We start from the raw sequence: 26,537 nt of genomic DNA, 5'->3' as shown, positions 1-26,537 counted from the left end.
TGCGCGGTCGAGATCGTGATGCCACGTGCCTTCTCTTCCGGCGCGGCGTCGATCGCGGAGTAGTCCTTGAACTCACCGCCAAAGCGCTCGGCACCGATCTTGGTCAGTGCGGCGGTCAGCGTGGTCTTGCCGTGGTCAACGTGACCGATGGTGCCGACATTGACGTGCGGCTTGGTGCGCTCGAACTTACCCTTGGCCATGGCTGCTTATCTCGAAATCGTCTGAATTGGTAGCACTTAGATGGTGCTCACGAAAGGAATCGAACCTTCGACCTCCTCCTTACCAAGGAGGTGCTCTACCGACTGAGCTACGTGAGCGAGTTTTGTATTATGGCACGAATTTGAATATATTCAAATTCATTCAATGGAGCGGGAGACGGGGATCGAACCCGCACCATCAGCTTGGAAGGCTGAGGTTCTACCATTGAACTACTCCCGCATCGGAAGCTCTTACCACAACATGAAACTGGTGGAGGGAGGTGGATTCGAACCACCGAAGGCGTAAGCCAGCAGATTTACAGTCTGCCCCCGTTGGCCGCTTGGGTATCCCTCCTTACCACCCTGTCCCGTGGCGCCGAAGCGTTTTCGGTGTGGGGTGGAAGAGCCGTGAATTTTGGGGATAAACGGGGGTTCTGTCAACAACCTTTTTGAATTTTTTCACACGAATTTCGAATTGCCTTGCCGGGACAGGCTATTGGCCCGGTAACGGCAGGGTTTCGCTGGCGAAGATCGCCACATGCGGCACGCCATCGGCGCCGATCCAGCCGCGATACATGCCCTGCGTGTTGAACGGTGTCGCCACGCGGCCGTCGGCCGCGAGCACGATCGCACCGCCATCGCCCCCGAGCGCGGGAATGCGCTCGTTGATCACCGCGCGTCCCGCCTCCTCCGGGCCCTGCTTGAGGTAGCGCATGCGCGCGCAGATATCGTGCGCGGCCGCGGTGCGGATGTAGTACTCGCCCCAGCCCGTGCCCGATACCGCACAACCGGCATCGGCATAGGTGCCGGCACCGATGATCGGCGAATCGCCGACACGTCCGTAGCGCTTGTTCGTCATGCCACCGGTGGAGGTTCCTGCAGCGAGCCTGCCGTCCTTGTCGAGTGCGACCGCACCCACCGTGCCGAAGTGGCGCGCCGTTTCCAGATCCGCATGGGCCTGGCCGCTGGCTTCTTCCTTGAGAGCCTTCTGCAGCTGCTGCCAGCGCTTGTCGGTGCGGAAGTACGACGGGTTCACCAGGGTGATGCCCTGGTCCGTGGCGAAGGCTTCGGCGCCCTGCCCGACCATCATCACGTGCGGGGAATGCTGCATCACGGCCTCGGCCAGCAGGATCGGGTTGCGCACGCGCTGCACGCCGGCCACCGCGCCAGCCTTGAGGGTGGCGCCATCCATCAGCGAGGCATCCAGTTCGTTGCGGCCATCGTGGGTGAATACCGCGCCCCTGCCTGCATTGAAGGTGGGATCGTCCTCGAGCACGGTGATCGCCGCGGTCACGGCCTCCAGCGCCGGCTTCCCGGCTGCCAGGGCGGCATGCCCCTTCACCAGGGCCTGCTGCAGGGCCGCGCGCGCCGCCTTTTCCTCGGCCGGCGAGAGATCCCTGCGCTCCACGCCGGCGCCGCCATGGATGACCAGCACCGGTTCGGCCGCATGGACAAGCGGGCTCAGCAGACACAGGGACAGCAGCAATGCGCGTGGACGGGACATGGGCAACGCACTCGGATCGGAGGTGCCCGCATCATGGCACGCGCCACGGATCACCCGCGCGCGTGACCCGTACGCGACAGCGCCCGCACGCCCCTGGCGTGCGTGGGTCTACGGGTGCAACTGCAGGCGGCCTTCCCGGATATCGGCCGTCATCCGGAAGGCAGCATCGTCCACCCGGAAGCCATCCAGATGCAGGCGGCTGCCCTCGCCCACCCCGGTCACCGGAATGGCGCGGAACTCCAGCGGGCTGCCGCCGCGCAGGCGATCGGCGGCGCGCTGCGGCATCACCAGCCAGGCGTAACCGCCGTCCCGACTGAACACCTGGCCGGTGCCGTCCGCCTCCACGCACAGCGCGGTGTCCTCGTCCACGCCCAGGCCGACCATGTCCTGCTGCCCGCTGCGCTGTGCCGCCCGGGCCACGAACACGATCAGGCGCCCGAGCCGGTCGCGCTTGCCGAAATGGGTATCGGTGACCACGTTGGCCAGGTACGGCATGGCCAGGAAATCACTGTCCAGGGTCACCGCGCTGCCCATGGGGTCGCGCAGGGCACGACGGGAGGTGACGCTGCCACCATCCAGCGCGCCATAGCTGTAGCCGCCCAGTATGGCGAGCCCGACGCTGGTGCCGGCGATCGGCCGGCCAGCACGTACATGTGCGTTGAGTGCCTCGTTCACCGCCGTGCCTTTCCAGAAACGGATATAGCGCGACTGGTCGCCGCCGGCGATGAAGATCGCATCGGCGGCGGCGATCACGCCCAGCACCGCGGGGTCATCGGCTGCACGCCGGCTGTTGAACACCAGGGTCTGGACCGAGACCGCCCCGCCGACGTCCCGGTACAGGCGGTTCTGCAACTCATCGGCGCCGGAAGCGCGCAGGATCACCACCCGGCCATGGCCGGCGCGCCCCAGCCACCATTGGAAGGCAGCGGGCACCCACTCGCCGCCGCCCATCAGCATCATCGCCGGCTCGGTGCGCGCTGCCCGGGGCGCGCCCACCGCACCTATCTCGTAATAGCGATAGCCCGGGTCCTGCAGGCTGCGCATCCCTTGCGCGTGGCCGGGCATCGAGAGCGCTGCCAGCAGTAGCGACAGGAAGGCGTGGAGCGGCCGGAAAACCTTGTGCACGTTGACCTCCCTGAATGAAACGAGGGTGTAAGCGCTTCCACTCTTTGCCAGAGAAACTGGCAGTGGTCAACCCCGTAAAAAAGGCGTTAAATGCGCGCCGTCCATTCGCGAAATGTGAATGGGGGACAGGCCTCCCTCGAGGCCGACACTTTCTTCTCGAGAATTCTCATGCGTAAACAGGCGATGGCGTGGTCGATCCAGCTGGCGTTGATGGGTGTGGCCGCGACCGCGGGTGCCCAGACGCCCGCCCCCGGGGTGCAGCAACTGGATACGGTGCAGGTCACCGGCTCGCGCATTCCACGCGCGCAGGTAGAAGGGCCGGCGCCCGTGACCGTCATCACCGCCGAGCAGATCCAGGCCAGCGGCTTCACCAGCGTGCCCGACGTGCTGCGGTCGATGACTCAGAACGGCGGTGAGACCCAGAGCCAGCAGTCGTCCAGCGGCGCTGATTTCTCGCCCGGTGCGCAGCAGGTCGACCTGCGCGGCCTCGGCCCCAACCACACGCTGGTGCTGGTCAACGGCCGCCGCATCGCCGATTTCCCGATGCCGTTCCAGGGCCGCAGCAACTTCACCGATGTCTCCAACATCCCGATCGGGATGATCGAGCGCATCGAAGTGCTGACCGGCAGCGCCTCGGCGATCTACGGCTCGGACGCGATCGCCGGGGTGGTCAATTTCATCCTGAAGAAGCAGGTGGATGGCACCACGGTGGACATGCGCATGGGCACCACCAGCGAAGGCGGCGGTGAGTCCTTCGACATGAGCATCGCCAGCGGTTTCGATGCGGGCCGTTTCAGCGCGGTCTACAGCCTGGAACTGCAGTCGCAGACGCCGTTGTGGGCATATGAACGCAGCCAGCAGGATTCCACCCTGGACGCGCCGACCGAGAGCGCCCGCGCCGCGCGTCGCGCCTACCTGCGCACCGACTACAACGACGACTACCTCGATCCGGGCCAGGCCACCTGCGATGCGCTGGCCGGCCAGAACAACGGCAGCACCCAGTACGCCGAACGGGCGCGCTATGGCTTCTATTGCGGCAGCGACCGCTCGATCGGCTACGGCACGATCCTGAGCAAGCGCCGCGGTGCCAACGGCTATGCCTCGCTGCGCTACGCCTTCGACAATGGCGCGGAATGGTTTGCTGACGTGCAGATGGGCTACCACGACCTGGCGCTGATGCGCGACGTCACCCAGTGGGGCCGCATGGCCGCCGACGGCAACGAGGACGGCTACTTCTACAACCAGGCCACCGACCAGGTGGAGTTCTGGCAGCGCCAGTTCTCGCCCGAGGAAATGGGCGGGCTGAACAACGGCATGGTACGCAGCACGCAGAAGACCTTCAGCGTGACCACCGGCTTCAAGGGCGCGCTCGGTGCAGACTGGGAATACGAGGCCTCGCTGAGCCATTCACAGTACCAGTCCAGCATCCGCTGGCCGCAGATCATCGCCGCCAAGGCCAACGCCCTGTTCCTGGGCGAGCAGCTGGGCGAGTACACCGATGACGACGACAACGTGTTCCCGGTGTTCAACGCCGACCCGGCGCGCCTGTACCGGCCACTGAGCCGCGGCGAGTACGACGCGATCGCCGCGCGTACTACCTATACCCCGAAGTCGCGTACCGATACCGCCGCGCTGACCCTGACCAACGGCGAGCTGTTCGAGCTGCCAGGCGGCAAGGCCGGCTTCGCGGCGACGGCCGAGTTCGGCAATCAGTCCTACGCGCTCAATCCCGACCCGCTGGCGACGCAGTACTACTACTACAGCTGGAAGGATTCGGACGGTCACGGCAGCCGCAACCGCTGGGCGACCGCGGCCGAGCTGCGCCTGCCGTTGCATGACACATTCAACGTGAGCGTGGCCGGTCGTTTCGACCAGTACCGCTATTCCGGCAACACCATCGGCAAGGCGACCTGGAGCGGCGGCCTGGAGTGGCGCCCGATCGACACGCTGCTGGTGCGCGGCTCCTACGGCACCGCGTTCCGCGCGCCGGACCTGCACTACGTGTATGCCGGCCCGGGCAACGATGAAACCAGTGCCAACGACTACTACACCTGCGCGGTGGACGGCGGCGATGACTGCTCGGATTACGAAGAGAACCTGATCCGCACGCGCGAGGGCAACCGCAAGCTGGATCCGGAAACCAGCACCTCGTGGAGCGCTGGCTTCGTGTGGTCGCCGGCGGTGGGGCTGGACCTGTCGGTGGACTGGTTCGACATCGACATGCGCGACCAGGTGCAGGACATGGACGTGAGCACGATCCTGCGCGATGAGGCGGCCTGCCGCCTGGGCGGCGCCGATGCGGCCTCGCCAACCTGCGTGGATGCGATCAGCCGGGTCACCCGCACCAGCGATGGCCGCCTCTACGGCGTGCATGTGAGCCCGATCAACATCGCGCGCGAAACCACGCGCGGCATCGATGTGGGCCTGCGCTACCGCCTGGGCACCGGGATCGGCGACTTCATCTTCAGCGGCAACCACACCTGGGTGAAGACGCACGATTTCCAGCAGTTCGCGGGCGATGTGGTCGAAGACCAATTCGCGGTCAACAGCGGTTTCGATATCCCGCGCACCAAGACCAGTGCGAGCGTGACCTGGGAGAACGCGGCGTGGTCGGCCACGCTGTACGGCTCGCGCCTGGGCAAACTGCCAACGTACGACAGCTATGACCAGAGTTTCGATCCGGACAGCGGCGACAGCCCGTGGATCGGGGCGACGTACCGCTACAACGTGTCGTTGCAGTACCGCTTCGATGATCATTCGCGCCTGTCGCTGTCGGTGGTCAACATCGCCAACAAGCTGCCGCCGAAGGATGTGACGTACACGCCGTATCCGTACTACGACGTCTCCTGGTTCGACACCGTGGGCCGGACGATCAACCTGCAGTACACCCACAAGTTTGGCGGTACGGCGTTGTAAGCGCCGTTTCACTGCCGATAGGGGATCAAGGACGGAGGCATTGCCTCCGTCTTTTTTTTGCGCGTTGCCCGCGATGCGGCGCGGCCACCGTGTTTTCCACACGCCACGTGGAAAGCCATGGGGGTTTGGTGTGGACAAGTGCATGCAAGCCATGCGGCACAATGCTTTCAGGGCGTGGCTATTTTTTGTCCAGCCGCGGATCGCGGTTTTCCACACACACCGTGGAAAGCGATGGGGGTTTGCTGTGGACAACCCCGGGTGAGCGATGCACTGCAACGGTTTTCAGTGGTGGTCAGAAATTGTCCACGTCGCTGGCGGGCGGGTCAGATGGGTTGCCGGCCAGCGGCCGGCACTACCGCGCGCGGGTTTTCCACATGGTGCGTGGAGAGGCGTGGGGGTTTGTTGTGGACAAGTGAGGCGGAGGCATACCAGGCAAGGGTTTCGGTGCCTGGTCATTTTTTATCCAGTCCATGTCGGGTGTGGAATGCGCTCCCAAAAACGCAAACGCCCCGCTCAGGGCGGGGCGTTGCGGGCATCAACGTGCGAGGAACTCAGACGTTGAAGCGGAAGTGCAGGATGTCGCCTTCCTGGACGCGGTATTCCTTGCCTTCCAGGCGCAGACGACCCGCTTCCTTGGCACCGGCCTCGCCCTTGTACTTGATGAAGTCGTCATACGCGATGGTTTCGGCGCGGATGAAGCCCTTCTCGAAGTCGGTATGGATCACGGCGGCGGCCTGCGGAGCGGTGGCGCCCTTGCGCACGGTCCATGCGCGGACTTCCTTCACACCGGCAGTGAAGTAGGTCTGCAGGCCGAGCAGGCTGTAGGCCGCGTTGATCACGCGGTTCAGACCCGGCTCGGTCAGGCCGAGATCGGCCAGGAAGGTATCGCGGTCTTCGTCATCCAGTTGCGACAGCTCTTCTTCGATCGCCGCCGACACCGGCACCACCTGCGCGCCTTCCTCGGCGGCACGGGCGCGCACGGCATCCAGATGCGGGTTGTTCTCGAAGCCGTCTTCCAGCACGTTGGCGATGTACATCACCGGCTTGAGGGTCAGCAGGAACAGGTCACGGACCAGCGCCTTCTCTTCCTCGTCCAGGCCGGCGGTGCGGCCTGCCTTGCCATCGGCCAGTGCGGCCTGCAGCTTGGCCAGCACCGGCTTGCGGGCGGCCGCATCCTTGTCGCCGCCCTTGGCCGCGCGCTCGGCGCGGTTCAGTGCCTTCTCGACGCTGTCCAGATCGGCCAGGGCCAGTTCGGTATCGATGGTGTCGATGTCCGACAGCGGGTCGACCTTGTTGTTGACGTGGATGACGTCGGCGTTCTCGAAGCAGCGCACCACATGGGTGATCGCATCGACTTCGCGGATGTGGGCCAGGAACTTGTTGCCCAGGCCTTCACCGCTGGCCGCGCCGGCGACGAGGCCGGCGATGTCCACGAACTCCACTGCGGTCGGGATGACCTTCTGCGGGTTGATGATCGCGGCCAGCTCGTTCAGACGGGGATCGGGCACCGGCACGATGCCGACGTTCGGTTCGATCGTGCAGAACGGGAAGTTGGCCGCCGCGATGCCCGCCTTGGTCAGCGCATTGAACAGGGTCGATTTGCCGACATTGGGCAGACCGACGATGCCGCATTTGATACCCATCTTTGACAACCTCTGGGGGTGGTAGGTACCGACCGTTGGTCGGTACACCGTGGTTATTTCGGGGTGTGGAGGCGCTTCATCGCCTCACTGTAATCGCCGGATACCGCCAGCGGCAGCACGTCGATCGCATCTTCGATGGCACGACCGATCAGCACATCATCGTCTTTGCCGGCACGGCCCAGTACCCACGGGACCACGCGGTCCTTGTGGCCGGGATGGCCGATGCCGATGCGCAGGCGATGGAATCTGCCATGGCCGAGCAGGCGGATGGTGTCGCGCAGGCCATTCTGGCCGCCGTGGCCGCCATCGAACTTGAGCCGCGCCACGCCGGGCGGCAGGTCCAGCTCGTCGTGCGCCAGCAGGGTTTGTTCCGGTTCGATCTTCCAGAAGCGCTGCGCGGCGGTGACCGATTTGCCACTGAGATTCATGAAGGTGGCGGGCTTGAGCAGCCACACCGGCTGGCCGGCGATGTCGACCTTGGCGGTCTCGCCGAACAACTTGCTGTCCACGCTCCAGCGCGCGCCGGCCTGTTCCACCAGGGCGTCAATGAAACGAAACCCGGCATTGTGCCGGGTCTGGGCGTGCTCGGGTCCGGGGTTGCCCAGGCCAACGATCAATCGCAATCCTGTCATCACTCTTCTTCGTCGGTACCCGCCCTGTGCCGGTACATACAGAAACGGCGCCTGCCCCGAAGGACAGGCGCCGCAATCACTTACTCTGCAGCCGGCGCTTCGTCGGCAGCTTCTTCCTTGCCGAGCTTGGCGGTGACGATCGCGTCGTCATGGTCCTTGCCCTGGGCCAGGGCCGGGATCTCGACGCCCTTCGGCAGCTTGATGTCCGACAGGTAGATCACGTCACCAGCCTTCAGGTCGGCCAGGTCGACGTCGATCGACTCCGGCAGGTCCTTCGGCAGGCAGGTGATGCTCACTTCCTTCAGTTCGTGGGTGACCACGACGTCGGCAGCCTTGCCGGCCGGCGAGCTGTCTTCGTTGATGAAGTGCAGCGGGACGTTGGCGGTCAGCGCTTCGTTCTCGTTCACGCGCAGGAAATCCAGATGCAGGATCAGCTGCTTGAACGGGTGGCGCTGCATGTCACGCAGCAGCACCTTGGTGACCTTGCCGTCCAGGTTCAGGTCCAGGATGGACGAGTAGAACCACTCGTTCTGCTGGGCCAGCCAGATTTCGTTGTGGTTGAGCTGGATGACGCTCGGCTCGACGTCGCCGCCGTAGATGATCGCCGGGATCTGGCCAGCGCCACGCAGGCGGCGGCTCGCACCCTTGCCTTGCAGTTCGCGCTGGACGACCTTGATTTCATGATTCTTGGCCATGCTGGTTTACTACCTTCGTTGTTTGCCACGCCGTGATGGCGAAGCGATGAGGGGACATCCGCGACCAGATGCCCCCGGGGAAACCACCCACCGTTGCCGGCGGGCGGAAAAAATCAATCCACGTACAGCGAGCTGACCGACTCGCCGAAGGCGATGCGGCGCATCGTTTCGGCCAGCATTTCCGCCACGCTGAGCTGGCGGATCTTGCTGCACACCCGCGCCTCTTCACGCAGCGGGATGGTGTCGGTCACCACCAGCTCATCGAGCTGGGAGTTGTTGATGTTGTCCACTGCCGGGCCCGAGAGCACGGCGTGGGTGCAGTACGCGGCGACCTTGAGGGCGCCACGCGCCTTCAGGGCTGCGGCAGCCGCACACAGGGTGCCGGCGGTATCGACGATGTCATCGACCATCACGCAGGTCTTGCCTTCGACGTCACCGATGATGTTCATCACGGTGGAGACGTTGGCGCGCGGCCGGCGCTTGTCGATGATCGCCAGATCGGCATCATCCAGGCGCTTGGCGACGGCGCGCGCACGCACCACACCACCCACGTCCGGGGACACCACGATCAGGTTCTCCGTGCCGTAAGCGCGCCAGATATCGGCGAGCAGCAGCGGCGAGGCGTACACATTGTCCACCGGCATGTCGAAGAAGCCCTGGATCTGGTCGGCGTGCAGATCCACCGTCAGTACCCGGTCAGCCCCGACAGCGCTGAACATCTTTGCCGCCACCTTGGCGGTGATCGGCACGCGCGAGGACCGCATGCGGCGATCCTGGCGCGAGTAGCCGAAATACGGCACCACGGCGGTGACACTGTTGACCGAGGCGCGCTTGAGCGCATCGATCAGGACCAGCAGTTCCATCAGGTTCTCTGCGCTGGGCGCGCAGGTCGGCTGGATCACGAACACGTCCTGCTTGCGGACGTTTTCCTCGATCTCGACCTGCACTTCACCATCGGAGAAGCGCGACACCAACGCCTTGCCAGGCCGCACCCCCAGTTCCTTGCAGATGCTCTGCGCAAGGCGCTTGTTGGCGTTGCCGGAAAATACCAGCAGGTTGGGGTGTTCTTGCATCATGACGGTCTCGGGCGGGAGCGATTGGCGGAGAACTGGGCCGCTGGCACCCGGAGGTGTCTGCGGTGACAACACCGCGGCGTATGCACCGCGCCCGCGCAGACATGCGCATGGAGTCGCGGCAGATATCCGCTAGTGGCAGGGGCGGGAGGATTCGAACCTCCGAATGCCAGGATCAAAACCTGGTGCCTTGGGCCTCTTGGCGACGCCCCTGCATCAAAATCAGTAACGCTCGAGTACATCAAGCAGTGGCGAGCGCTCCATGCCCGCAGCCACCCATGCCTGCAGTTCCTTCGGCAATTGCGCCAGGCCCTGCTCTGCAGCAGCGCGCGTGGCGAATTCGACGAAACAACCGCTTCCCGACCCGGTGAGTCGTGCCCGGCCGATACTGCTCAACGCTGCGAGCGCTGCCTCTACGGCAGGTTCGCGGCGGCGCAGGACCGGCTCGAACGCATTCCCGAGCAAAGACCCGGAAGCGAAGTCCGCTATTTTCGCCACTGGGGCATCCCGCGTCAAATCCGGTGATGCGAAAAGTGCAGGCGTCGGCACGTGAACGCCCGGGTGGACCAGCACGAACCAGGCCGGCGGCAGTGCGATCGGGGTGAGCAGTTCGCCCACGCCTTCGGCCCAGGCGTTGTGCCCGCGCACGAAGACCGGCACGTCCGCGCCCAGCTGCAGCCCCAGCGTGGCCAGCGCATCCACGTCCAGGCCGGCGTTCCAGAGACGGTTCAAGGCGACCAGGACGGTGGCGGCATCGGACGACCCTCCCCCGAAACCACCGCCGGCAGGCACATGCTTTTCGATGCCGATATCAGCACCTTGGGCGACGTTCGCGACACGTTGCAACAACAGCGCCGCGCGCACGGCGAGATCATTGGCTTCGGCCACCCCCGCCACCGAGGTGCCTTCGCGGCGGATCCTGCCGTCTTCGCGGACCCGCAGCCGGATCCGGTCACCCCAGTCGAGCAGACGGAACACGGTCTGCAGCGCGTGGTAACCGTCCGGGCGGCGGCCGGTGATGTGCAGGAACAGGTTCAGCTTGGCCGGGGCTGGCCAGTTCGACCAACCCTCGCGCGCATCCAACGTACTCATGGGCTGGCCAGCACCCAGCTGTCGACCACCAGACGGACCTTGGCGTCGCCATTGACCGCTTCGATGCGCCGCGGCAGCACCGGACGACCCGCTTCGGCCGGGTACCAGTCCAGATACTGGATCTCCCACCCGAGCTGCCGCACACGGCGCGGACGACCTTCGCCGTCGCGCTCGATAAGCCCCGCCGGCGCGGCGTCGGCCACCAGGCCGCGTACCCACTCGGGCAGCTGGTTGACCGGGATATCCCAGCCGGTGGCCTCCAGCAGAACCTGCTGGGCGTCTTCGCCTTCGCGCGTGCCGCCCTCCAGGCCTTCCAACCGCCCGCCCTGGTGCTGGCTGTCGCCGGTCAGCTTCCAGCTCTGCCGGGTGACCGGGGCACTGAGTTCGACCACGTACTCCTGGGCCTGCTGCTGCCAGTCGATGCGGCCGTTGCCACCGTTCTTGCCCTTGCTGATCGCCACCCGGCCCTGGAACGACCAGGCCGGCGAGGCGCGCACGGCGGCGACGCGCTCGGCCTCGGCCTGCTGCGCAGCGGGCGAAACAGCGGTGACCACGGTCGGGGCGGAGGGCGCCTTGCGCTCATCCAGGGATACACAGGCGGAGAGCGACAACGCCACGGCCGCGGCAAACGCGGCCTTCAGGGAGAGCAGATTCATACGCCGTATTTCTCGATCACGCGCTGCAGGGCGCGGTTGTCCGGGTCCAGCTTGCGCGCCTCTTCAAAGAAATGGCGCGCCTCGTCCTTCTTGTTCAACACCCACAGCACCTCGCCCACATGCGCGGCGATCTCCGCATCCTTGGCCAGCGTCCAGGCGCGGCGCAGCTGCACCAGTGCTTCTTCGTTGCGGCCCAGGCGATACAGCACCCAGCCGTAACTGTCGACGATGGCGGCGTTGTCCGGCTCGGCCACGCGCGCACGGTCGATCAGTTCCAAGGCTTCCTGATAACGCTGCGTGCGGTCGGCCAAGGTATAGCCGAGCGCGTTGAGCGCGGCGATGTTTTCCGGGTCGGTGACCAGCACCTTGCGCAGGTCGGCCTCGGCGCGCGGGATGTCGTCGCGACGCTCCCAGGCCAGGGCGCGGGCATACAACAGCGCGTTCTCATCCGGATACGCCGCCAGGCCACGGGCCAGCGCGTCCAGTTCACCGGCATCGTCGTTGCCGCGCTGGCGCAGCTCGGCCTCGAGCAGATAGGCATCGCGGCGGGCATCGTCATCGACGGTGGCATCGGACTGGATGGCGTGCACTTCGGCCAGCGCCTTGTCGGTGCGGCCCAGCTCGTTCTGCGCATTGGCCGCCCGCAGCCGCGACTCATCGCGCTCCGGGCCACCGGGCACGCTGTGGTACCAGTTGACCGCTTCCTCGTAGCGCTTGAGGTACTCGGCGATCTTGCCCAGCAGCAGGCGCTGGGCCGGGTCCGGCTTGGTCGCCTGCCGGGAGATGTCGGTATACAGGGCCAGCAGGCCCGGGTCGTCCTTCTGCTTGGCCAGCAGCGACGCACGCATGCCGTAGGTCTGCACATCCTGCGGACCGACCGCCAGCACGCGCTCGGCGGCGGCGGGCTGGCCCATCAGGTCGTAGGAGATCGCGACCGCATTGCGCAGCTCCGGGTCCTGGGTGGTCCTGGGCTCCACGCCCTTCAGCAGGGCCAGGGCCTCATCGGTCTTGCCGGCCTGGTTGAGCTGGCTGGCATGCAGCAGGGCCACGCGTGGTTCATCGGGGAAGCGCTTGACCACCTCGTCGACCATGCGCCGGGCCAGCTCGGGCTGCTCCATGCGCATCGCCAGCCGGCCGAACTCCTGCCAGACCTCCAAGCGGTCGGGGATCGCGTTGGCATCGACCAGCTCGCCCAGCACCTGGGCCGGCACCTTGGGATCGCTGCCGCCGCTGATCAGGGCGCCGATCGCGAACTTCCAGGCGGTGGGGTCCGGGTCCTTGAGCAGCGCTTGCAGTTCGGTGCGGGCGGCCTTCACCTTGTTCTGGCGCATGTCCAGCGCGGCGGTGCTGCTGCGCATGGCCAGTGAGCGCGGCGCACGCTGCTCCCACAGGGCCAGCGCGCGGGCGGCGCGCTTGTCATCGTTGGCCAGCATGGCGATCCGGGAGGCGCGCTCGGCCAGGCCGGCATCGCCTTCACTGGCCTCGGCCGCCTCCAGGTACCAGCGCGCGGCGTCGCCCAGTTTGCCTGCCTGCAGGGCGAATTCGCCCGCCATGACCGGGGCCAGGGGGACCGCCTCGGCCGTGCTGTCCTTGCCTTTGGCCGGGGCTGCCGGGGGGGCGGCCAGGGCGTTGGCGGTGAACAAAGACAGCAGCAGAACGCTGGAGATGCGAATCAATGCGGGCATCGGGGGCATCTGAGCCTTAAAATGACGACTTGAATGGCCAGCAGCTTATCGCAAGCAACTGAACAATGACCCTGTGGGTGCTCGGACTGAATCACCAGACCGCGCCGGTGGAACTGCGCGAACGCGCGTCCTTTGGCGGCGACGCCCTGCCCCAGGCATTGGCGTCGCTGCGCGATACCCCGCAGGTGGCCGAGGCGGTCCTGCTCTCCACCTGCAACCGCACCGAGCTGTATGCGGTGGCCGAGTCCGGTGATGCACTGGCGCAGTGGCTGGAGTCGCACGCCGGCACCTTGCATGGGTATCTCTACCAGCACGCCGACGCCGATGCGGTGCGCCACCTGTTCCGGGTGGCCACCGGGCTGGATTCGATGGTGCTGGGCGAGCCGCAGATCCTGGGCCAGGTGAAGGACGCCTGGGCGCTCGCCCGCGACCACGGCCTGCTCGGCCAGCGCCTGGACCGGTTGTTCCAGCAGACCTTCTCGGTGGCCAAGCGCGCCCGCACCGATACCCGCGTCGGTGCCAACCCGGTCTCGGTGGCCTCCACCGCGGTGCGGCTGGCGCAGAACTCGTTCGCACGGCTGGAAGATTCCACCGTGCTGCTGGTCGGCGCCGGCGAGACCATCGAACTGGCCGCACGCCATCTCAGCGAAGGGCGCGTACGCCGGCTGCTGATCGCCAACCGTACCCTCGCCCATGCGCAGGAGCTGGCCAGCCGGCATGGCGGCGTCGCCCTGCCATTGAGCGAACTGGACCGCCACCTGGGCGAGGCCGACGTGGTGTTCTCGGCCACCGCCGCGCGCGAGCCGGTGATCACCCGTGCGCACGTCGCTGCCGCGTTGAAGACGCGCAAGCACAAGCCGATGCTGCTGTTCGATCTGGCCGTGCCCCGCGATATCGAGGCCGGCGTGGGTGAACTGGCCGATGCCTTCCTGTACACCGTGGACGATCTGGAGCGGGCGGTCGAAGACAACCGCCGCAGCCGCCGGGAAGCCGCGGCCGAGGCCGAAGCGATCATCGAGCTGCAGGTCGCCCGGTTCGTGGAAACCCTGCAGGCCAGCGTGCACCAGGCCCCGCTGCGGCAGCTGCGCGCCTACGGCGAAGCGACCCGCGTGGAGATGCTGGAGAAAGCCCGCCAGCAGCTGGCCCATGGCAAATCACCCGAGGAAGTGCTCGAACTGCTCGCGCACGGCCTGACCAACCGCCTGCTGCACCCGCCGACCGCCGCCCTGCGCGCGGCCGCGCTCAGCGGCGATACTGAACTCACCCGCGCCGCCGAGCGCCTGTTCCCGGCCAAGCCGGGTTACCAGCACCCTGCCGTGCGTACCGATGTAGCGAGGAATGATGACGCCGACCCTGCGCCGTAAGCTGGAAGCGCTGGCCGAGCGCCGCGAAGAACTGGAACGCCTGTTGTCCGACCCGGCCGTGGTCGGCGACAACGACCGCTTCCGCACGCTCTCGCGCGAGTTTTCGCAGCTGGAGCCGGTCGCCAACGCGCTGGCCGACGAAGCCCGTGCCAAGGCCGATCTCGCCGCCGCCGAAGCGATGCGCGAAGACCCGGACCTGCGCGAGCTGGCCGACGAGGAAATCACGGCCGCCCAGCAGCGCCTGCAGCAGCTGGACGAGGAACTGGCCCTGCTGCTGGTCCCGCGCGATCCTCGCGACGACGGCAACCTGTTCCTGGAAGTGCGCGCCGGTACCGGCGGTGACGAGGCGGCGATCTTCGCCGGCGATCTGTTCCGCATGTACGCCCGCTACGCCGAGCGCCAGGGCTGGAAGGTCGAGATCGAATCGGACAACCCCGGCGAACATGGCGGCTACAAGGAAGTCGTGGCGCGCGTGGTCGGCCGGGGGGCGTTCTCGCGGCTGAAGTTCGAATCGGGCACGCACCGCGTGCAGCGCGTGCCGGCGACCGAGTCGCAGGGGCGCATCCATACCTCCGCGGCGACCGTGGCGATCATCCCCGAGGCAGACGACGTGGAGGACGTGGTGATCAACCCGGCCGACCTGCGCGTGGACACCTACCGCTCCTCCGGCGCCGGCGGCCAGCACGTCAACAAGACCGAATCGGCGATCCGCATCACCCACCTGCCGACCGGCGTGGTGGTGGAATGCCAGACCGAGCGCAGCCAGCACGCCAACCGCGACAAGGCGATGAAGCGCCTGAAAGCGCAGCTGCTGGACACCGAACGCAGCAAGCAGGCCGCCGCCCAGGCCGAAAGCCGCCGGCTGCAGGTCGGCAGTGGCGACCGCAGACAGCGCATCCGGACCTACAGCTTCCCGCAGGGCCGGATCACCGACCACCGCGTGGAAGGGCTGACCCTGTACGACCTGCCCAACATCCTGACCGGCGATCTGGATGCACTGGTCAGCCGCCTGACCCACGAACACCAGGCCGACGAGCTGGCCCGGCTCGCGGAGGGCAGCTGAGCATGCCCGCCGCGGAGCGGCCACGATGAGTGCCGATCCGCAGCGTCTGCAGCTGCGTCAGGCCGTCCAGCGCCAACCGACGGATTTCATTGCCTGGGTGATGCTGGCCGACGCCGAGCTGGAGGCCGGCGACGTGCGTGCCGGCGAGCAGGCTGCAGCGCGCGCGCTGCAGCTGCGCGGCGACCATCCCGAGGCACTGGCCCGGCTCGGTCGCGCACGCTGGATGCAGGGTCGCCATGATGAAGCGGCCACCCTGCTGCGCCAGGCCGCCGATCGCGCGCCGCAGCACCCCGGGATCACGCTGTGGCTTGGCCACGCACTGGAAGACGCTGGTCAGCCCGAAGCGGCCGCCGATGCGTATCGCCATGCGCACCGTCTGCTGCCCAGCGAGCCCTACATCACCGCGCAGCTGCTCAACTGGCAACGCCGCCTGTGCGACTGGCGCGACCTGGATCGGCTGTCGGCGCGGGTACGCCAGGCCGTCGCCCAGGGCCAGGCCGTGGTCGAGCCGTTCGCCTTTCTCAGCGAAGACAGCAGCGCCGCCGAGCAGCTTGCCTGTGCGCGGCAACGTGCGGCAGCGCTAGCCGAGGGAATCGCGCGGTTGCCGCCTTCCGGGGTGCGCCACGCGGGCAGGTTGCGGGTCGGCTTTCTTTCCAACGGCTTCGGCGCACATCCCACCGGCCTGTTGACCGTGGCGCTGTTCGAACAGCTGCGCGCGCAGGGCATGCTCGAGCTGCATCTGTTCGCGCTCACCGGGGACGACGGCAGCCCCATCCGCCAGCGCCTGCGGCAGGCGGCAAACACGTTGCACGATGTCAGCGCGCAGCCGCATCAGCACATCGCCCGACGCATCCGCGAGGCGGGCATCGATGTGCTGTTCGATCTGCGCGGCTGGGGCGGTGGCGGAACGCCGCAGGTGCTGGCGATGCGGCCGGCGCCCGTGCAGGTCAACTGGCTCGCCTACCCGGGCACCTCCGGCGCGCCGTGGATCGATCATGTGCTGGCCGATGCCTTCGTGCTGCCCGACGCGCTGGTGCCGGCCTTCAGTGAGAACGTGCGGCGCCTGCCGCGCGCGTTCCAGCCCTCGGACAACACCCGCGTGCTGGAACCGGCACCGTCGCGCGAGGACTGCGGCCTGCCGGCGCAGGGCATGGTGCTGTGCTGCTTCAACAACAGCTACAAGCTCAACCCGCGCAGCATGCAGCGGCTGTTGGCGGTGCTGCAGGGCATACCGGGCAGCGTGCTGTGGCTGCTCTCCGGCCCGGGCAATGCCGACGCGCGGCTGCGCAGCGCGGCACGCCAGGCGCAGCTGGATCCGGCGCGACTAGTGTTCATGCCGCGCCTGCCCCACCCGCACTACCTGGCGCGTTACCAGCACGCCGACCTGTTCCTGGACACCCATCCCTACAACGCCCACACCACCGCTTCGGATGCGCTGTGGGCCGGCTGCCCGGTACTGACCTGCCCCGGCACGACGTTCGCCTCGCGCGTGGCCGGCAGCCTGAATCATCACCTGGGCATGCACGATTTCAACGTCGCCGATGATGCCGCGTTCGTGGCCACCGCAGTGCGCCTGGGCAATGACCCGGCCGCGCTGCAGGCCGCGCGCGCCACGCTGGCGCAACGCCGCGAGGACAGCGGCCTGTTCGACATGGCCGGTTTCGCGCGCGACCTCACCGAGGTGATCGAAACGCTCGCACGCGAACGCGGCTGGCAGGGCCCACACATCGCCTGAGCATCGGCTGCGCTAGGCTCGGGCTTCCCTGTGAATCACCGAGGCACGCCGATGGGCAAGCTCAAGCGCAAGGACTACCAGGCCCTGCTGGAACCGATGCAACTGGAACTGGCGGCGATGGCGCGCTGGGTGCAGCACACCGGACAGCGGGTGCTGGTGCTGTTCGAAGGCCGCGACACCGCGGGCAAGGGCGGTGCGATCCAGGCGATCGCCGAGCATCTCAATCCGCGCCAGTGCAAGGTGGTCGCGCTGCCCAAGCCGACCGACCGCGAGAGCACGCAATGGTATTTCCAACGCTATGTCTCGCACCTGCCGGCGGCCGGTGAGATCGTGCTGATGGACCGCAGCTGGTACAACCGTGCCGGGGTCGAGCACGTGATGGGCTATTGCACCGAGGCGCAGTACCGCAGCTTCCTGGCGCAGGCGCCGGTGTTCGAAAAGCTGCTGATCGACGACGGCATCGTGCTGTTCAAATACTGGCTCAGCGTGGACCAGGCGCAGCAGGAAAAGCGTTTCGCCGAACGCCACCTCGATCCGCTCAAGGGCTGGAAGCTCTCGCCGGTGGACCTGGAATCACGCAGCAAGTACAGCGCCTATACCGAGAGCCGCGAAGCGATGCTGCGCGCGACGCATAACGATGATGCCCCGTGGACGCTGGTGGACTTCAACGACCAGAAACGCGGGCGGCTGGGCCTGATCCGCAACCTGCTCGATCGCCTGCCCGATACCCGCGTGGACGAACCGGTGCTGGCGCTGCCGCCGTTGAAGGGCAAGCTGCACAAGGAGCACTTCGGGGTCTTGAAGCCGATTGAACCCTTCGTCGTCGGGTAGATCCACGCCATGCGTGGATGCTTTCATGCATTCCGTATCCACGCATGGCGTGGATCTACCGGCGCTGCGAGGCACAGGCATGCCGGGTATCCGCCGGCATGCCCGTGAGGATCAGCCTTCCTTGATCCGCGCTTCAATGTCATGCGCGGTGACCGGGCCGAGGAATTCCTTGGCGACCTTGCCATCCGGCGCGATCAGGTAGGTCATCGGCAGGCCGCGCGGGATCGCGAAGTCTTCCGGCGGGTTGTACGTATCCACGATCACGATCGGATAGGTGACCGGACGCTTCTCCAGGAAGGCCTTCATCTCGGCCGGTTCGATGTCCTCGAAGGCCAGCCCGACCACCTCGATTTCATTGCGCATCGCGTGCAGCGCGGAGAGCTCGGGCATTTCCTTGCGGCATGGGGCGCACCAGGTCGCCCAGAAGTTCACCACCACCCACTTGCCGCGGTGAGCGGCCAGATCGTAGTCGGTGCCGTCCAGCGCCTTGGCTTTCAGCGTCGGCTGTTCGACGGTCCTGCGCTCGGTGGCCGGCACCGCGTCGGTCGGCGGCACAGCCGGTTCATCGATCGGGGCCGGGGCGGCGGGCGCAGTGGCCTCGCTCTGTGCAGCGGGCTTGTTGCAGGCGGCCAGCGTCAGCAGGCCCAGGGCCAGCAGCAGGGGCTTGGCGGTCATGGTTTGTCTCCGGGGGTCGAATAGATATCGCTGACGCGGCGTTTGAGCAGTTCGCGCAGCGGCAGGCGCAGCGTGTCCAGTGCGGCCACCGAGGCCGTGCCCAGGCTGTCGTCGCGATACGGCAGGTAGGCTTCCTTGATCGGGATCCGCATCTGCGTGGTCTCGTACAGGTCGGCCAGGGTGAGTTTGTCCAGGTCGCGCGCCAGCAGCCACTCGCCCTGCTCGTCGCGGCGGACCACGCGGATCGCTTCCAGATCGCACAGCAGGGTATGCAGCAGCGAATCGGTCAGCATCGGCTCCAGCCGCAGGATCTCGTCGTCATCCAGGCTGCGGCCATCGGCGCGCGCCTGGTGGAAGCGGCCGATCAGCCGCAGCAGGCCGTAGATCTCGTAGCCCACCGGCAGGCGCAGGTCGGCCGGCTGGTAGCGGAACGCAGCGATCGAGGAGGCCAGCGAGGCGCCGAGCAGCACCGAGACCCAGCACAGGTAGATCCACAGCAGCAGGATCGGCACGAAGGCGACCGTGCCGTAGAGCTTCTGGTAGGACTGGAAGCTGCCCAGGTAGGCGCCCATGCCCCACTTCACCAGCTCGAGCATGATCGCGGCCAGGATCGCGCCGGGAATGGCATGCCGCCATTTGACCGTGTGGTGCGGCACCACGCGGTAGACCAGCATGATGCAGAGGAATTCGATCAGGATCGGGACGACGGTCAGTGACACGTTGGCCAGCCAGCGGCCTTCGCTGGTGCCGAACAGGGGCAACGCGAACACCCGCGCCGAGACCGCCAGCGACGCCGCCGCCAGCATGGCGCCGAGGGTGAGCACGGTCCAGTAGACCAGGAAGCGGGTCAGCTTCGGTCGGGTCGAGCTCACCCGCCAGATCTGGTTGAAGGTTTCTTCCACGCTGTTGAGGGTGATCAGCAGCGACACCACCAGCGCGATGAAGCCGGCGGCAGTGAGCTGCCCGGCGCTGGCCGAGAACTGGCGCAGGTAGCCTTCGGCGGCGCGCGCGGCGTTGGGCACGAAGTTGGAGAACACGTAGTCGCTGAGGGTGTCGCTCCAGCGGTCGAACACCGGGAACGCGGAGAGCACCCCGAACACCACGATGGCCAGCGGCACCAGCGCGAACACCGTGGTGTAGGCCAGCGAGGCGGCCGCCTGGAACAGACGGTCATCAAGGAAACGGCGCCACAGGAAGCGGCCGAAGCTGATCGTGCGCGCGCGGTCCCGGACGCGTTCGATCCACAGGTTGATCGTATCGAGAGGTTCCATCGGCGCAAGGGTACCCGATGACGGGTGTGCGGCATGCACGCCTGCTCACGGCGGCCGGCCCGCCACGGACCTCGCCCTGAGCGGGCTGCGTTGCCATACTGCCTGCATCGGACGCAACGAGATGAAAGCGAAATGGCGGAGATCCTGGTGCTGTATTACAGCCGTGGCGGTTCAGTGGCACGGCTTGCCCGCCAGATTGCGCGCGGCATCGGCGAGGTGCCGGGCATGAGCGCGCGGCTGCGCACGGTGCCGCCGGTGGCCGCGGTGACACAGACGGCCCTGCCCCCGGTGCCCGAAGACGGTGCGCCGTATGTGAGCGTGGCCGATCTGGCCGAGTGCACGGGGCTGCTGCTGGGCAGCCCGACCCGGTTCGGCAACATGGCCGCGCCGGTGAAGCACTTCCTGGACGGGCTGGGCGCGGAATGGGTCAACGGCACCCTGGCCGGCAAACCAGCCGGGGTGTTCACCTCCACGGCCTCGCTGCACGGTGGGCAGGAGTCGACCCTGCTGTCGATGCAGGTACCGCTGCTGCACCACGGCTGCCTGATCGTGGGCATCCCCTTCACCGAGCCGGCACTGAGCCACACCACGACCGGGGGCACGCCGTATGGCGCCAGCCATGTGGCCGGGGCGGACGACAACCCGGTGCCGAGCGAGGATGAAAGCATCCTGGCGCGGGCGCTGGGGCGGCGGGTGGCCGATATCGCACGGCGGCTGGCGTGAGCACCCGGGCGCAGGAGATCGTGCTGGCCCTGCTGCTGGTGGCGTTGGCGGTGCTGTTCGCGGTCTGGTTCGCGCAGGACAAGCATTGGCTGGCCAGCCAGCTGGTCTTCACCCTGCCGCCGCTGCTGCTGGCGCTGGGCGTGCTGGTGCGGCGGGGCAAGGCAATGTTCTGGGCCGGGGTGCTGGCGCTGTTCTGGTTCAGCCACGGGGTGATGAGCGCCTGGAGCCACCCGGAGGTCGCGTTGTGGGGGTGGCTCGAGCTGGCGCTGGCGCTGGCGGTGATCGGGGTGGCGAGCGCGCCGGGGCTGCGGCGGCGCTTCGGGCGGAAGACCACAACCGGCTGACCGTGTAGCGTCGCAAGCCTGCATCGGGCGGGCGTCAGCCGTATCATCTACCGGTCGGCGCGGCGGTTCCGTGCCCTTCTGTCTGGTACCCAGGATGCTTGCAATGGAAGAACTACTGATCATCACCACCGGTGGCACGATCGACAAGATCTACTTCGACGACAAGTCGGACTATCAGATCGGTGATCCGCAGATCGGGATGATCCTGCGCGAGCTGGGCGTGACCTTCCGTTTCAACGTGATTCCGATCCTGCGCAAGGATTCGCTGCACATCACCGACGAGGACCGCGAGCTGATCCGGGCGACAATCGCCGCGCAGCCGACCCGGCATGTGCTGGTGACCCACGGCACCGACTCGATGGTGCAGACGGGCCAGGTGCTGAAGTCGATCACCGACAAGACCATCGTCATGACCGGCGCGCTGAGCCCGGCACGGTTCCGCGGTTCGGATGCGGAGTTCAACATCGGCTGCGCGATCGGTGCGGTGCAGTCGCTGCCGAGCGGTGTGTACATCGCGATGAACGGCCGGATCTGGAATCCGGAGCAGGTGCGCAAGAACGTCGCCGCGAACCGGTTCGAAGCGGCGTAATCCCTGGCGCAGCGTGTTGATCGAACGAACGCCCCGGCATGCCGGGGCGTTCTGCGTTGGTGCGATGGGAAAGCGATCAGTACTGCGCGGTCAGGGTGACCCCGGAGAAGGTCGAGTAGGCCTTCACCCGCACATGCCAGGTGCCGGCCGCGGGGGCGCTGATCGTGCAGGTTTCGTTGTTGCCGCTCAGGTACGGGCGGCAGGTGTAGACGGTATCGGTCGGCGCGCTGCCGTTGCGGACGTACAGATCGGCATCGCCACTGCCGCCGGCGATGGTGACCTTCAACTGGCTGCTGCCCGAGGGCACGGTCACGGTGTAGGCCAGCGAGGCACCGCTGGCAGCGCCCAGGCCCGTGACTGGCACATTGTTCTGCAGCACGGTGCCGGTACCCGGGCCCGGGCCGGTGCCGTTGAGCGCGGCGGTCACCGCCGCATCGGCGTCCACGATCCCCGCGCCGCAACCGCCGGAGCAGGCGCCCGGCAAGGGCCGTGCGGTGCTCTTGAGCAGGCTTTCGATGGCGGCCGGGCTCAGCGCGGTGGGCGCGACGGACTGGACCAGCGCGACCACGCCGGCCACGTGCGGTGCCGCCATCGAGGTGCCGTTGTAGGAGGCGTAGGACGCACTGCCCGGTACCGTGGTGCCGCTGTTGAGGGTGGAGAGGATGCCCTGCCCCGGCGCGGAGATGTCGATGCCGGTGCCGTAGTTGGAGAAGCTGGCGCGGGCGCCGGCCGAGGTGGTCGCGGCTACCGCGATGACGTTGGCGCAGTTGGCCGGTACCGAGGAGGAGACGTTGGTGTTGCTGTTGCCGGCCGCCACGACCACCGTGGTGCCACGCGAGACGGCGCCGTTGATCGCGGTCTGGTAGGTGGTGGAGCAGCTGCCACCGCCACCGAGCGACATGTTGATCACTTCGGCCGGGTTGGCGTTGGCCGGGACGCCGCTGACGGTGCCGCCAGAGGCCCAGACGATGGCGTCGGCGATGTCGGAGGTGTAGCCGCCGCACTTGCCGAGCACGCGCACCGGCACGACCTTGGCATTGAAGGCCGTGCCAGCCACGCCGGTGCTGTTGTTGGTCACCGCCACGACGGTGCCGGCCACGTGGGTGCCGTGCCAGCTCGAATTGGAGGCCGGAATGCCCGAGCCGCATTCGTTGGCGGCGTACCAGTCGCCTTCGTCGTTGGGGTTGTTGTCGCGGCCACCGCCGTCGCGCGCCATCGCCGCGTCGCTGATGAAGTCGTAGCCGGGCAGGAGGTTGGCGTTGAGGTCGGGGTGGTTGGTGATGCCGGTGTCGATCACCGCCACCACCACGCCGGCGCCGGTGGCCTTGTCCCAGGCCGGGCGTACGTTGATCGAGGCATTGCTGGTGCCAAAGCCCCACTGTTCGGAGAACCGGGTGTCATTGGGCACCAGGGTGGCCTGCATCAGCTGATCGACCTCGACGTATTCCACGCTCGGGTCGGCGGCCAGGCGGCGCATCAGCAGTTCGGCTTCGGCACGGTCCAGCGGCCGGTCGGCCTTGACCACGGTCGGGCCGATCGCCAGCTGGCGCAGCTTCTGCAGCCCCAGCGCGCGGCCCTGGGCGGCCGGTACCGCCGCCGCGGCGGCCTTGAGCGAACTGGCCAGCGCGGTCGGGGTGGCGACCTCGGTGCTGCCATCCTTGTACTTCACGATGAAGCGCTGATGGGTCGGCGCCGAGGACAGGCCGCTCAACTGCACATCGCCGGCGAAGGCCGGGGTGGCCAGCAGCAGGGGCGACAGAACGGACGCGCCCAGTACAACCAATGCACGCTGACGCAAACGGTGTTGCGAGACATGAGACATCGGATTTCCCTTTCAGACAGTGAATGCCGTCGTCGCGGCGGAGAATCCAGGTCCGATCCGGGGGCTGCTGCAATCGATGGCGCGGATCGGCCCGGTGAGTGGATCGGTTCCCCTGAATCAAACCGCCCATCGCGACGCTAGTGAATGACTGGCCGATCAACAATGTTTCAGCTGCACTTCAGTGACATGAAATGTCGGATCTGAGACTTTCCGGGTCGAGGGTTTGTGAAAGTGAAGGCGCTCACGGCCTTTCGGGAGGTCCGATTGCGCCACGGATTGTCTGAAATGGCTGTCGCGGCCGACAAATCCGGGACAACACTTGCGCATCAATCACTTACGCCACTGCCACCGCAGGACAGTAGTGCCGGCCGCTGGCCGGCTCCCCGACCATCCCGTAGTGCCGGCCGCTGGCCGGCTCCGCGGAATGCTGCAGAGCCGGCCAGCGGCCGGCACTACCGATGTCAAACGCTGCGCGGCCTGTCTTGGGGGAGCACCACCGGCGCGGTGGCGAACGGGCAACAAAAAACCCGCCTGTCGCCAGGCGGGTTTTCGATGCTTCCGCTCAGAGCCCGAGGACTCAGGCGTCCAGGCGGACCAGCCAGCCGTGACGGTCCGGCAGGCGGCCGTACTGGATGTCGGTCAGTTCCTTGCGCAGCGACATCGTCACTTCGCCGGCCGGGGCGTTGATGTCACCCACCGAGAAGCCTTCGCCCTTGAGCTGGCCGATCGGGGTGACCACCGCAGCGGTACCGCAGGCGAACGCTTCCACGATCTCGCCGGAGTTCACGCCGTCCTTCCACTCCTCCAGGGTGACCTTGCGCTCTTCGACCTTCATGCCGCGGTCGCGGGCCAGCTGCAGGATGCTTTCACGGGTGATGCCTTCCAGGATGCTGCCCGACAGCGCCGGGGTCACCAGGGTGCCGTCCTTGTAGACCAGGAACACGTTCATGCCACCCAGTTCTTCCAGGTACTTGCCTTCGACCGGGTCCAGGAACAGCACCTGCGAGCAGCCCTGTGCCTGCGCCTTCTGCTGCGGCAGCAGCGAGGCGGCGTAGTTGCCACCGCACTTGGCCGCGCCGGTGCCGCCCTTGCCCGCGCGCGCGTACTCGGTGGACAGCCAGATCGCGACCGGCGCCACGCCCTTGGCGAAGTACGGGCCGGCCGGGCTGGCGATGACGTAGTAGCCGGCCTTGTGCGCGCCGCGCACGCCGAGGAAGGCTTCATCGCCGATCATGAAGGGACGGAAGTACAGGCTGGATTCGTCGGCCGAGGGCACCCACGACGCATCCACGGCGATCAGCTGCTTGAGCGATTCGACGAAGATCTCCACCGGCAGTTCCGGCAGCGCCAGGCGCTGGGCCGAACGCTGCAGGCGGCGGCCGTTGGCCTCCGGGCGGAAGGTCCAGATCGAGCCATCGGCGTGGCGGTAGGCCTTGATGCCTTCGAAGATTTCCTGGCCGTAATGCAGCACCGCGGCGGCCGGGTCCAGCTGCAGCGGACCGTACGGGCGCACCACGGCATCGTGCCAGCCGGTGTCCTTGTCCCAACGCACTTCCACCATGTGATCGGTGAAGTGCAGACCAAAACCGGGGGCGGCCAGGATGCGCTCACGCTCCTCGCTGCTGCGCGGCTGGGCGGAACGGGTGGTGTTGAAGCTCACGGAAGACTGGGACACCGGATATTTCCTGTTCTGGTTACGGGGAACGCCGTGACGCCGGCTGGCGATGGGCGGTTACAGCATGCCGGTTTCGAGCCGGGCGGCCTCGGACATCATGTGACGGCCCCACGGCGGGTCGAACACCAGCTCGACGTCGGCCTCGGCCACCGTCGGGATCATTTCCAGCTTGCTGCGCACGTCATCGACGAGGATCTCGCCCATGCCGCAGCCGGGCGCAGTGAGGGTCATCTTGATGTCGACCTCGCGCTGGCCGTCGTCCAGGTGCTTGAGGTCCACTTCATAGACCAGCCCCAGATCGACGATGTTGAAGGGGATCTCCGGATCGAAGCAGGTGCGCAGCTGCTGCCACACCAGTTTTTCGACCTCCTCGTCGGAGGCATCGGCGGGCAGTTCCAGCGCCGGGGGCGCTTCCTTGCCGATGGCGTCGCCATCCTTGCCGGCGATGCGGAACAGATTGCCTTCGACAAAGACGGTATAGCTGCCACCCAGGGCCTGGGTGATATAGCCATAGCTGCCAGCGGGCAGCGTGACCGTTTCGCCCTGCGGGACCATGACGGCCTCGCAGTCGCGTTCGAAGTGGACAGGTTCACTGCTACGGGAATACATGTGGATCGATATGGGGGTCGCGGCCAATTCCCGCAAGGCGACCATTTTAGCCCAGTGGCCGCCCACGCGCCGGTCACCCCGCAAGCCGGTATCCTGTGGGGACTTACAGGAAGATTGCATGTCGCCCACGTCCGTGCCTGTCCGGAGCCGCCACTGGCTCTGGCCCCCGCTGTTTCTGCTTGGTGTTGTCACGGCCACGCTGGCCTGGTTGTTCATCGCCCTGCTCACCGGCCGCCAGGCCAGCTGGATGGCGGTTGTGGCCGCGCTGGAGGTCGCGTTCATGCTGCGCCTGGGCACCCTGCGCGCCGGTGCCCCCCGGGTGGTGCTGACCGTGCTGGCCACCGTGCTGGTTGCGCTGGCGGCCAACTGGGGGATCGCCTCGGCCTACCTGGGCGGCTCGATGGGGCTCACCCCGTGGGAATCAGCGTTGCGCATGGGGCCCTATCTGGCGTGGACCCTGAGCGGCCTGGCCAACGGCGCGGTGGAATGGCTGTGGCTGGGCGTGGCGCTGGTGATCGGCTGGTGGGTGGCGAAGTAACCGCCCCACGGAGGCTTCGGGTCGCCGCATCCCGGGTATCGACGGATGCGTCGGGTCGCTGAATCCCGGGTATTGGTAGT

The 26,537-nt window shown here is 67.0% G+C and carries 24 protein-coding genes and 4 tRNA genes; 9 read left to right on the top strand and 19 right to left on the bottom strand.

Annotation, left to right across the window (positions count from 1 at the left end):
• From HMPREF3113_RS06510 to HMPREF3113_RS06485, 6 genes are all read right to left on the bottom strand, one after another.
• A partial coding sequence (locus tag HMPREF3113_RS06510; RefSeq protein WP_240790714.1) for a GTP-binding protein occupies nt 1–200 on the bottom strand: 200 nt, incomplete at its 3' end.
• 41 nt (nt 201–241) lie between these two features.
• Nucleotides 242–317 (bottom strand) — tRNA-Thr (locus tag HMPREF3113_RS06505).
• 47 nt (nt 318–364) lie between these two features.
• Nucleotides 365–438: transfer RNA gene (locus HMPREF3113_RS06500), tRNA-Gly, on the bottom strand.
• Nucleotides 439–466: 28 nt separating this feature from the next.
• Nucleotides 467–552, bottom strand: a tRNA-Tyr gene (locus HMPREF3113_RS06495).
• 138 nt (nt 553–690) lie between these two features.
• Nucleotides 691–1,701: an isoaspartyl peptidase/L-asparaginase family protein gene (locus HMPREF3113_RS06490; RefSeq protein WP_070471507.1), complete on the bottom strand. Its 1,011-nt coding sequence runs from the start codon at nt 1,699–1,701 to the stop codon at nt 691–693.
• Nucleotides 1,702–1,809: 108 nt separating this feature from the next.
• Nucleotides 1,810–2,766 carry a cyanophycinase gene (locus HMPREF3113_RS06485; RefSeq protein ID WP_254665250.1) on the bottom strand — a complete coding sequence of 319 codons (957 nt, stop codon included), beginning with the start codon at nt 2,764–2,766 and terminating at the stop codon, nt 1,810–1,812.
• A gap of 228 nt (nt 2,767–2,994) precedes the next feature.
• Here HMPREF3113_RS06485 and HMPREF3113_RS06480 point away from each other — a divergent pair, with 228 nt between their 5' ends.
• The gene (locus HMPREF3113_RS06480) at nt 2,995–5,742 is read left to right on the top strand and encodes a TonB-dependent receptor plug domain-containing protein (RefSeq protein ID WP_070471505.1); all 2,748 of its coding nucleotides are present in this window, start codon (nt 2,995–2,997) and stop codon (nt 5,740–5,742) included.
• 551 nt (nt 5,743–6,293) lie between these two features.
• Here the strand turns inward: HMPREF3113_RS06480 and ychF are convergent.
• The 8 genes from ychF to HMPREF3113_RS06440 all read right to left on the bottom strand — a co-directional run bounded on the left by ychF (nt 6,294) and on the right by HMPREF3113_RS06440 (nt 13,218).
• Nucleotides 6,294–7,385, bottom strand: a complete 1,092-nt coding sequence (gene ychF / locus HMPREF3113_RS06475) for a redox-regulated ATPase YchF (RefSeq protein WP_019186109.1) — start codon at nt 7,383–7,385, stop codon at nt 6,294–6,296.
• Nucleotides 7,386–7,438: 53 nt separating this feature from the next.
• Entirely contained in the window at nt 7,439–8,017 is a 579-nt protein-coding gene (gene pth, locus HMPREF3113_RS06470; protein WP_019186108.1) for an aminoacyl-tRNA hydrolase, read from the bottom strand.
• 80 nt (nt 8,018–8,097) lie between these two features.
• The gene (locus HMPREF3113_RS06465) at nt 8,098–8,712 is read right to left on the bottom strand and encodes a 50S ribosomal protein L25/general stress protein Ctc (RefSeq protein WP_019186107.1); all 615 of its coding nucleotides are present in this window, start codon (nt 8,710–8,712) and stop codon (nt 8,098–8,100) included.
• A 113-nt stretch (nt 8,713–8,825) separates the two neighbouring features.
• Nucleotides 8,826–9,785 carry a ribose-phosphate diphosphokinase gene (locus HMPREF3113_RS06460; protein ID WP_026070235.1) on the bottom strand — a complete coding sequence of 320 codons (960 nt, stop codon included), beginning with the start codon at nt 9,783–9,785 and terminating at the stop codon, nt 8,826–8,828.
• 136 nt (nt 9,786–9,921) lie between these two features.
• Nucleotides 9,922–9,998: transfer RNA gene (locus HMPREF3113_RS06455), tRNA-Gln, on the bottom strand.
• A 9-nt stretch (nt 9,999–10,007) separates the two neighbouring features.
• Nucleotides 10,008–10,877 carry a 4-(cytidine 5'-diphospho)-2-C-methyl-D-erythritol kinase gene (gene ispE, locus HMPREF3113_RS06450; protein ID WP_070471504.1) on the bottom strand — a complete coding sequence of 290 codons (870 nt, stop codon included), beginning with the start codon at nt 10,875–10,877 and terminating at the stop codon, nt 10,008–10,010.
• On the bottom strand, nt 10,874–11,533 hold the full coding sequence (gene lolB / locus HMPREF3113_RS06445) for a lipoprotein insertase outer membrane protein LolB (protein ID WP_070471503.1): 660 nt from the start codon (nt 11,531–11,533) through the stop codon (nt 10,874–10,876). Before lolB ends, ispE begins: the two co-directional genes overlap by 4 nt.
• The gene (locus HMPREF3113_RS06440) at nt 11,530–13,218 is read right to left on the bottom strand and encodes a tetratricopeptide repeat protein (RefSeq protein ID WP_175440334.1); all 1,689 of its coding nucleotides are present in this window, start codon (nt 13,216–13,218) and stop codon (nt 11,530–11,532) included. The genes lolB and HMPREF3113_RS06440 overlap by 4 nt, the downstream gene beginning before the upstream one ends.
• A 65-nt stretch (nt 13,219–13,283) precedes the next feature.
• Between HMPREF3113_RS06440 and hemA the strand changes: the two genes are divergently transcribed.
• From hemA to ppk2, 4 genes are read left to right on the top strand one after another with little or no spacing between them, the layout of a single operon-like run.
• Nucleotides 13,284–14,582 carry a glutamyl-tRNA reductase gene (gene hemA, locus HMPREF3113_RS06435; RefSeq protein WP_019186102.1) on the top strand — a complete coding sequence of 433 codons (1,299 nt, stop codon included), beginning with the start codon at nt 13,284–13,286 and terminating at the stop codon, nt 14,580–14,582.
• Nucleotides 14,560–15,645 (top strand): peptide chain release factor 1, encoded by a 1,086-nt coding sequence (prfA, locus tag HMPREF3113_RS06430; RefSeq protein WP_070471501.1) that lies wholly within the window; start codon nt 14,560–14,562, stop codon nt 15,643–15,645. Before hemA ends, prfA begins: the two co-directional genes overlap by 23 nt.
• A gap of 25 nt (nt 15,646–15,670) precedes the next feature.
• Complete coding sequence (locus HMPREF3113_RS06425) at nt 15,671–17,380, top strand: O-linked N-acetylglucosamine transferase, SPINDLY family protein (protein WP_070471500.1); 1,710 nt, start codon at nt 15,671–15,673, stop codon at nt 17,378–17,380.
• Between the two features lie 51 nt (nt 17,381–17,431).
• Nucleotides 17,432–18,211, top strand: coding sequence for a polyphosphate kinase 2 (gene ppk2, locus HMPREF3113_RS06420; protein WP_070471499.1), 780 nt, complete (start codon nt 17,432–17,434; stop codon nt 18,209–18,211).
• 111 nt (nt 18,212–18,322) lie between these two features.
• On the opposite strand, the gene HMPREF3113_RS06415 is transcribed toward ppk2, so the two are convergent.
• Together HMPREF3113_RS06415 and HMPREF3113_RS06410 are read right to left on the bottom strand one after the other, a co-directional pair.
• Nucleotides 18,323–18,886, bottom strand: coding sequence for a TlpA family protein disulfide reductase (locus HMPREF3113_RS06415; protein WP_019186098.1), 564 nt, complete (start codon nt 18,884–18,886; stop codon nt 18,323–18,325).
• Nucleotides 18,883–20,157, bottom strand: coding sequence for a YihY family inner membrane protein (locus HMPREF3113_RS06410; RefSeq protein ID WP_070471498.1), 1,275 nt, complete (start codon nt 20,155–20,157; stop codon nt 18,883–18,885). Before HMPREF3113_RS06410 ends, HMPREF3113_RS06415 begins: the two co-directional genes overlap by 4 nt.
• Before the next feature lie 132 nt (nt 20,158–20,289).
• On the opposite strand from HMPREF3113_RS06410, the gene wrbA reads away from it, so the two are divergent.
• The 3 genes from wrbA to HMPREF3113_RS06395 all read left to right on the top strand — a co-directional run bounded on the left by wrbA (nt 20,290) and on the right by HMPREF3113_RS06395 (nt 21,813).
• Entirely contained in the window at nt 20,290–20,880 is a 591-nt protein-coding gene (gene wrbA / locus HMPREF3113_RS06405; protein WP_019186096.1) for an NAD(P)H:quinone oxidoreductase, read from the top strand.
• Nucleotides 20,877–21,224: a DUF2069 domain-containing protein gene (locus tag HMPREF3113_RS06400; RefSeq protein ID WP_070471497.1), complete on the top strand. Its 348-nt coding sequence runs from the start codon at nt 20,877–20,879 to the stop codon at nt 21,222–21,224. The genes wrbA and HMPREF3113_RS06400 overlap by 4 nt, the downstream gene beginning before the upstream one ends.
• Nucleotides 21,225–21,327: 103 nt before the next feature.
• Complete coding sequence (locus HMPREF3113_RS06395) at nt 21,328–21,813, top strand: asparaginase domain-containing protein (RefSeq protein WP_026070231.1); 486 nt, start codon at nt 21,328–21,330, stop codon at nt 21,811–21,813.
• Between the two features lie 76 nt (nt 21,814–21,889).
• On the opposite strand, the gene HMPREF3113_RS06390 is transcribed toward HMPREF3113_RS06395, so the two are convergent.
• The 3 genes from HMPREF3113_RS06390 to sufT all read right to left on the bottom strand — a co-directional run bounded on the left by HMPREF3113_RS06390 (nt 21,890) and on the right by sufT (nt 25,919).
• Nucleotides 21,890–23,635: a S8 family peptidase gene (locus HMPREF3113_RS06390; protein ID WP_070471496.1), complete on the bottom strand. Its 1,746-nt coding sequence runs from the start codon at nt 23,633–23,635 to the stop codon at nt 21,890–21,892.
• 577 nt (nt 23,636–24,212) lie between these two features.
• On the bottom strand, nt 24,213–25,310 hold the full coding sequence (locus HMPREF3113_RS06385; protein WP_070471495.1) for a branched-chain amino acid aminotransferase: 1,098 nt from the start codon (nt 25,308–25,310) through the stop codon (nt 24,213–24,215).
• A 57-nt stretch (nt 25,311–25,367) separates the two neighbouring features.
• Nucleotides 25,368–25,919, bottom strand: coding sequence for a putative Fe-S cluster assembly protein SufT (gene sufT / locus HMPREF3113_RS06380; protein ID WP_019182393.1), 552 nt, complete (start codon nt 25,917–25,919; stop codon nt 25,368–25,370).
• Nucleotides 25,920–26,037: 118 nt separating this feature from the next.
• Here sufT and HMPREF3113_RS06375 point away from each other — a divergent pair, with 118 nt between their 5' ends.
• A complete protein-coding gene (locus tag HMPREF3113_RS06375; protein WP_070471494.1) occupies nt 26,038–26,457 on the top strand; it encodes a hypothetical protein in 420 nt (139 codons plus the stop codon).
• The last annotated feature ends 80 nt before the right edge of the window (nt 26,458–26,537 follow it).

It is taken from the genome of Stenotrophomonas sp. HMSC10F06 (assembly GCF_001807865.1).
In the GTDB taxonomy this organism is placed as follows: Bacteria; Pseudomonadota; Gammaproteobacteria; order Xanthomonadales; family Xanthomonadaceae; genus Stenotrophomonas; species Stenotrophomonas bentonitica_A.
The sequence above is the reverse complement of the archived record's forward strand: the minus strand, read 5'-3'. Positions and strand labels throughout refer to the sequence as shown.

Coding starts and splice junctions, on each gene's coding strand:
- HMPREF3113_RS06490 (WP_070471507.1), bottom strand. CDS start 1,701: ATGTCCCGTCCACGCGCATTGCTGCTGTCCCTGTGTCTGCTGAGCCCG.
- HMPREF3113_RS06485 (WP_254665250.1), bottom strand. CDS start 2,766: ATGCCCGGCCACGCGCAAGGGATGCGCAGCCTGCAGGACCCGGGCTAT.
- HMPREF3113_RS06480 (WP_070471505.1), top strand. CDS start 2,995: ATGCGTAAACAGGCGATGGCGTGGTCGATCCAGCTGGCGTTGATGGGT.
- ychF (WP_019186109.1), bottom strand. CDS start 7,385: ATGGGTATCAAATGCGGCATCGTCGGTCTGCCCAATGTCGGCAAATCG.
- pth (WP_019186108.1), bottom strand. CDS start 8,017: ATGACAGGATTGCGATTGATCGTTGGCCTGGGCAACCCCGGACCCGAG.
- HMPREF3113_RS06465 (WP_019186107.1), bottom strand. CDS start 8,712: ATGGCCAAGAATCATGAAATCAAGGTCGTCCAGCGCGAACTGCAAGGC.
- HMPREF3113_RS06460 (WP_026070235.1), bottom strand. CDS start 9,785: ATGCAAGAACACCCCAACCTGCTGGTATTTTCCGGCAACGCCAACAAG.
- ispE (WP_070471504.1), bottom strand. CDS start 10,877: ATGAGTACGTTGGATGCGCGCGAGGGTTGGTCGAACTGGCCAGCCCCG.
- lolB (WP_070471503.1), bottom strand. CDS start 11,533: ATGAATCTGCTCTCCCTGAAGGCCGCGTTTGCCGCGGCCGTGGCGTTG.
- HMPREF3113_RS06440 (WP_175440334.1), bottom strand. CDS start 13,218: ATGCCCGCATTGATTCGCATCTCCAGCGTTCTGCTGCTGTCTTTGTTC.
- hemA (WP_019186102.1), top strand. CDS start 13,284: ATGACCCTGTGGGTGCTCGGACTGAATCACCAGACCGCGCCGGTGGAA.
- prfA (WP_070471501.1), top strand. CDS start 14,560: ATGACGCCGACCCTGCGCCGTAAGCTGGAAGCGCTGGCCGAGCGCCGC.
- HMPREF3113_RS06425 (WP_070471500.1), top strand. CDS start 15,671: ATGAGTGCCGATCCGCAGCGTCTGCAGCTGCGTCAGGCCGTCCAGCGC.
- ppk2 (WP_070471499.1), top strand. CDS start 17,432: ATGGGCAAGCTCAAGCGCAAGGACTACCAGGCCCTGCTGGAACCGATG.
- HMPREF3113_RS06415 (WP_019186098.1), bottom strand. CDS start 18,886: ATGACCGCCAAGCCCCTGCTGCTGGCCCTGGGCCTGCTGACGCTGGCC.
- HMPREF3113_RS06410 (WP_070471498.1), bottom strand. CDS start 20,157: ATGGAACCTCTCGATACGATCAACCTGTGGATCGAACGCGTCCGGGAC.
- wrbA (WP_019186096.1), top strand. CDS start 20,290: ATGGCGGAGATCCTGGTGCTGTATTACAGCCGTGGCGGTTCAGTGGCA.
- HMPREF3113_RS06395 (WP_026070231.1), top strand. CDS start 21,328: ATGGAAGAACTACTGATCATCACCACCGGTGGCACGATCGACAAGATC.
- HMPREF3113_RS06390 (WP_070471496.1), bottom strand. CDS start 23,635: ATGTCTCATGTCTCGCAACACCGTTTGCGTCAGCGTGCATTGGTTGTA.
- sufT (WP_019182393.1), bottom strand. CDS start 25,919: ATGTATTCCCGTAGCAGTGAACCTGTCCACTTCGAACGCGACTGCGAG.
- HMPREF3113_RS06375 (WP_070471494.1), top strand. CDS start 26,038: ATGTCGCCCACGTCCGTGCCTGTCCGGAGCCGCCACTGGCTCTGGCCC.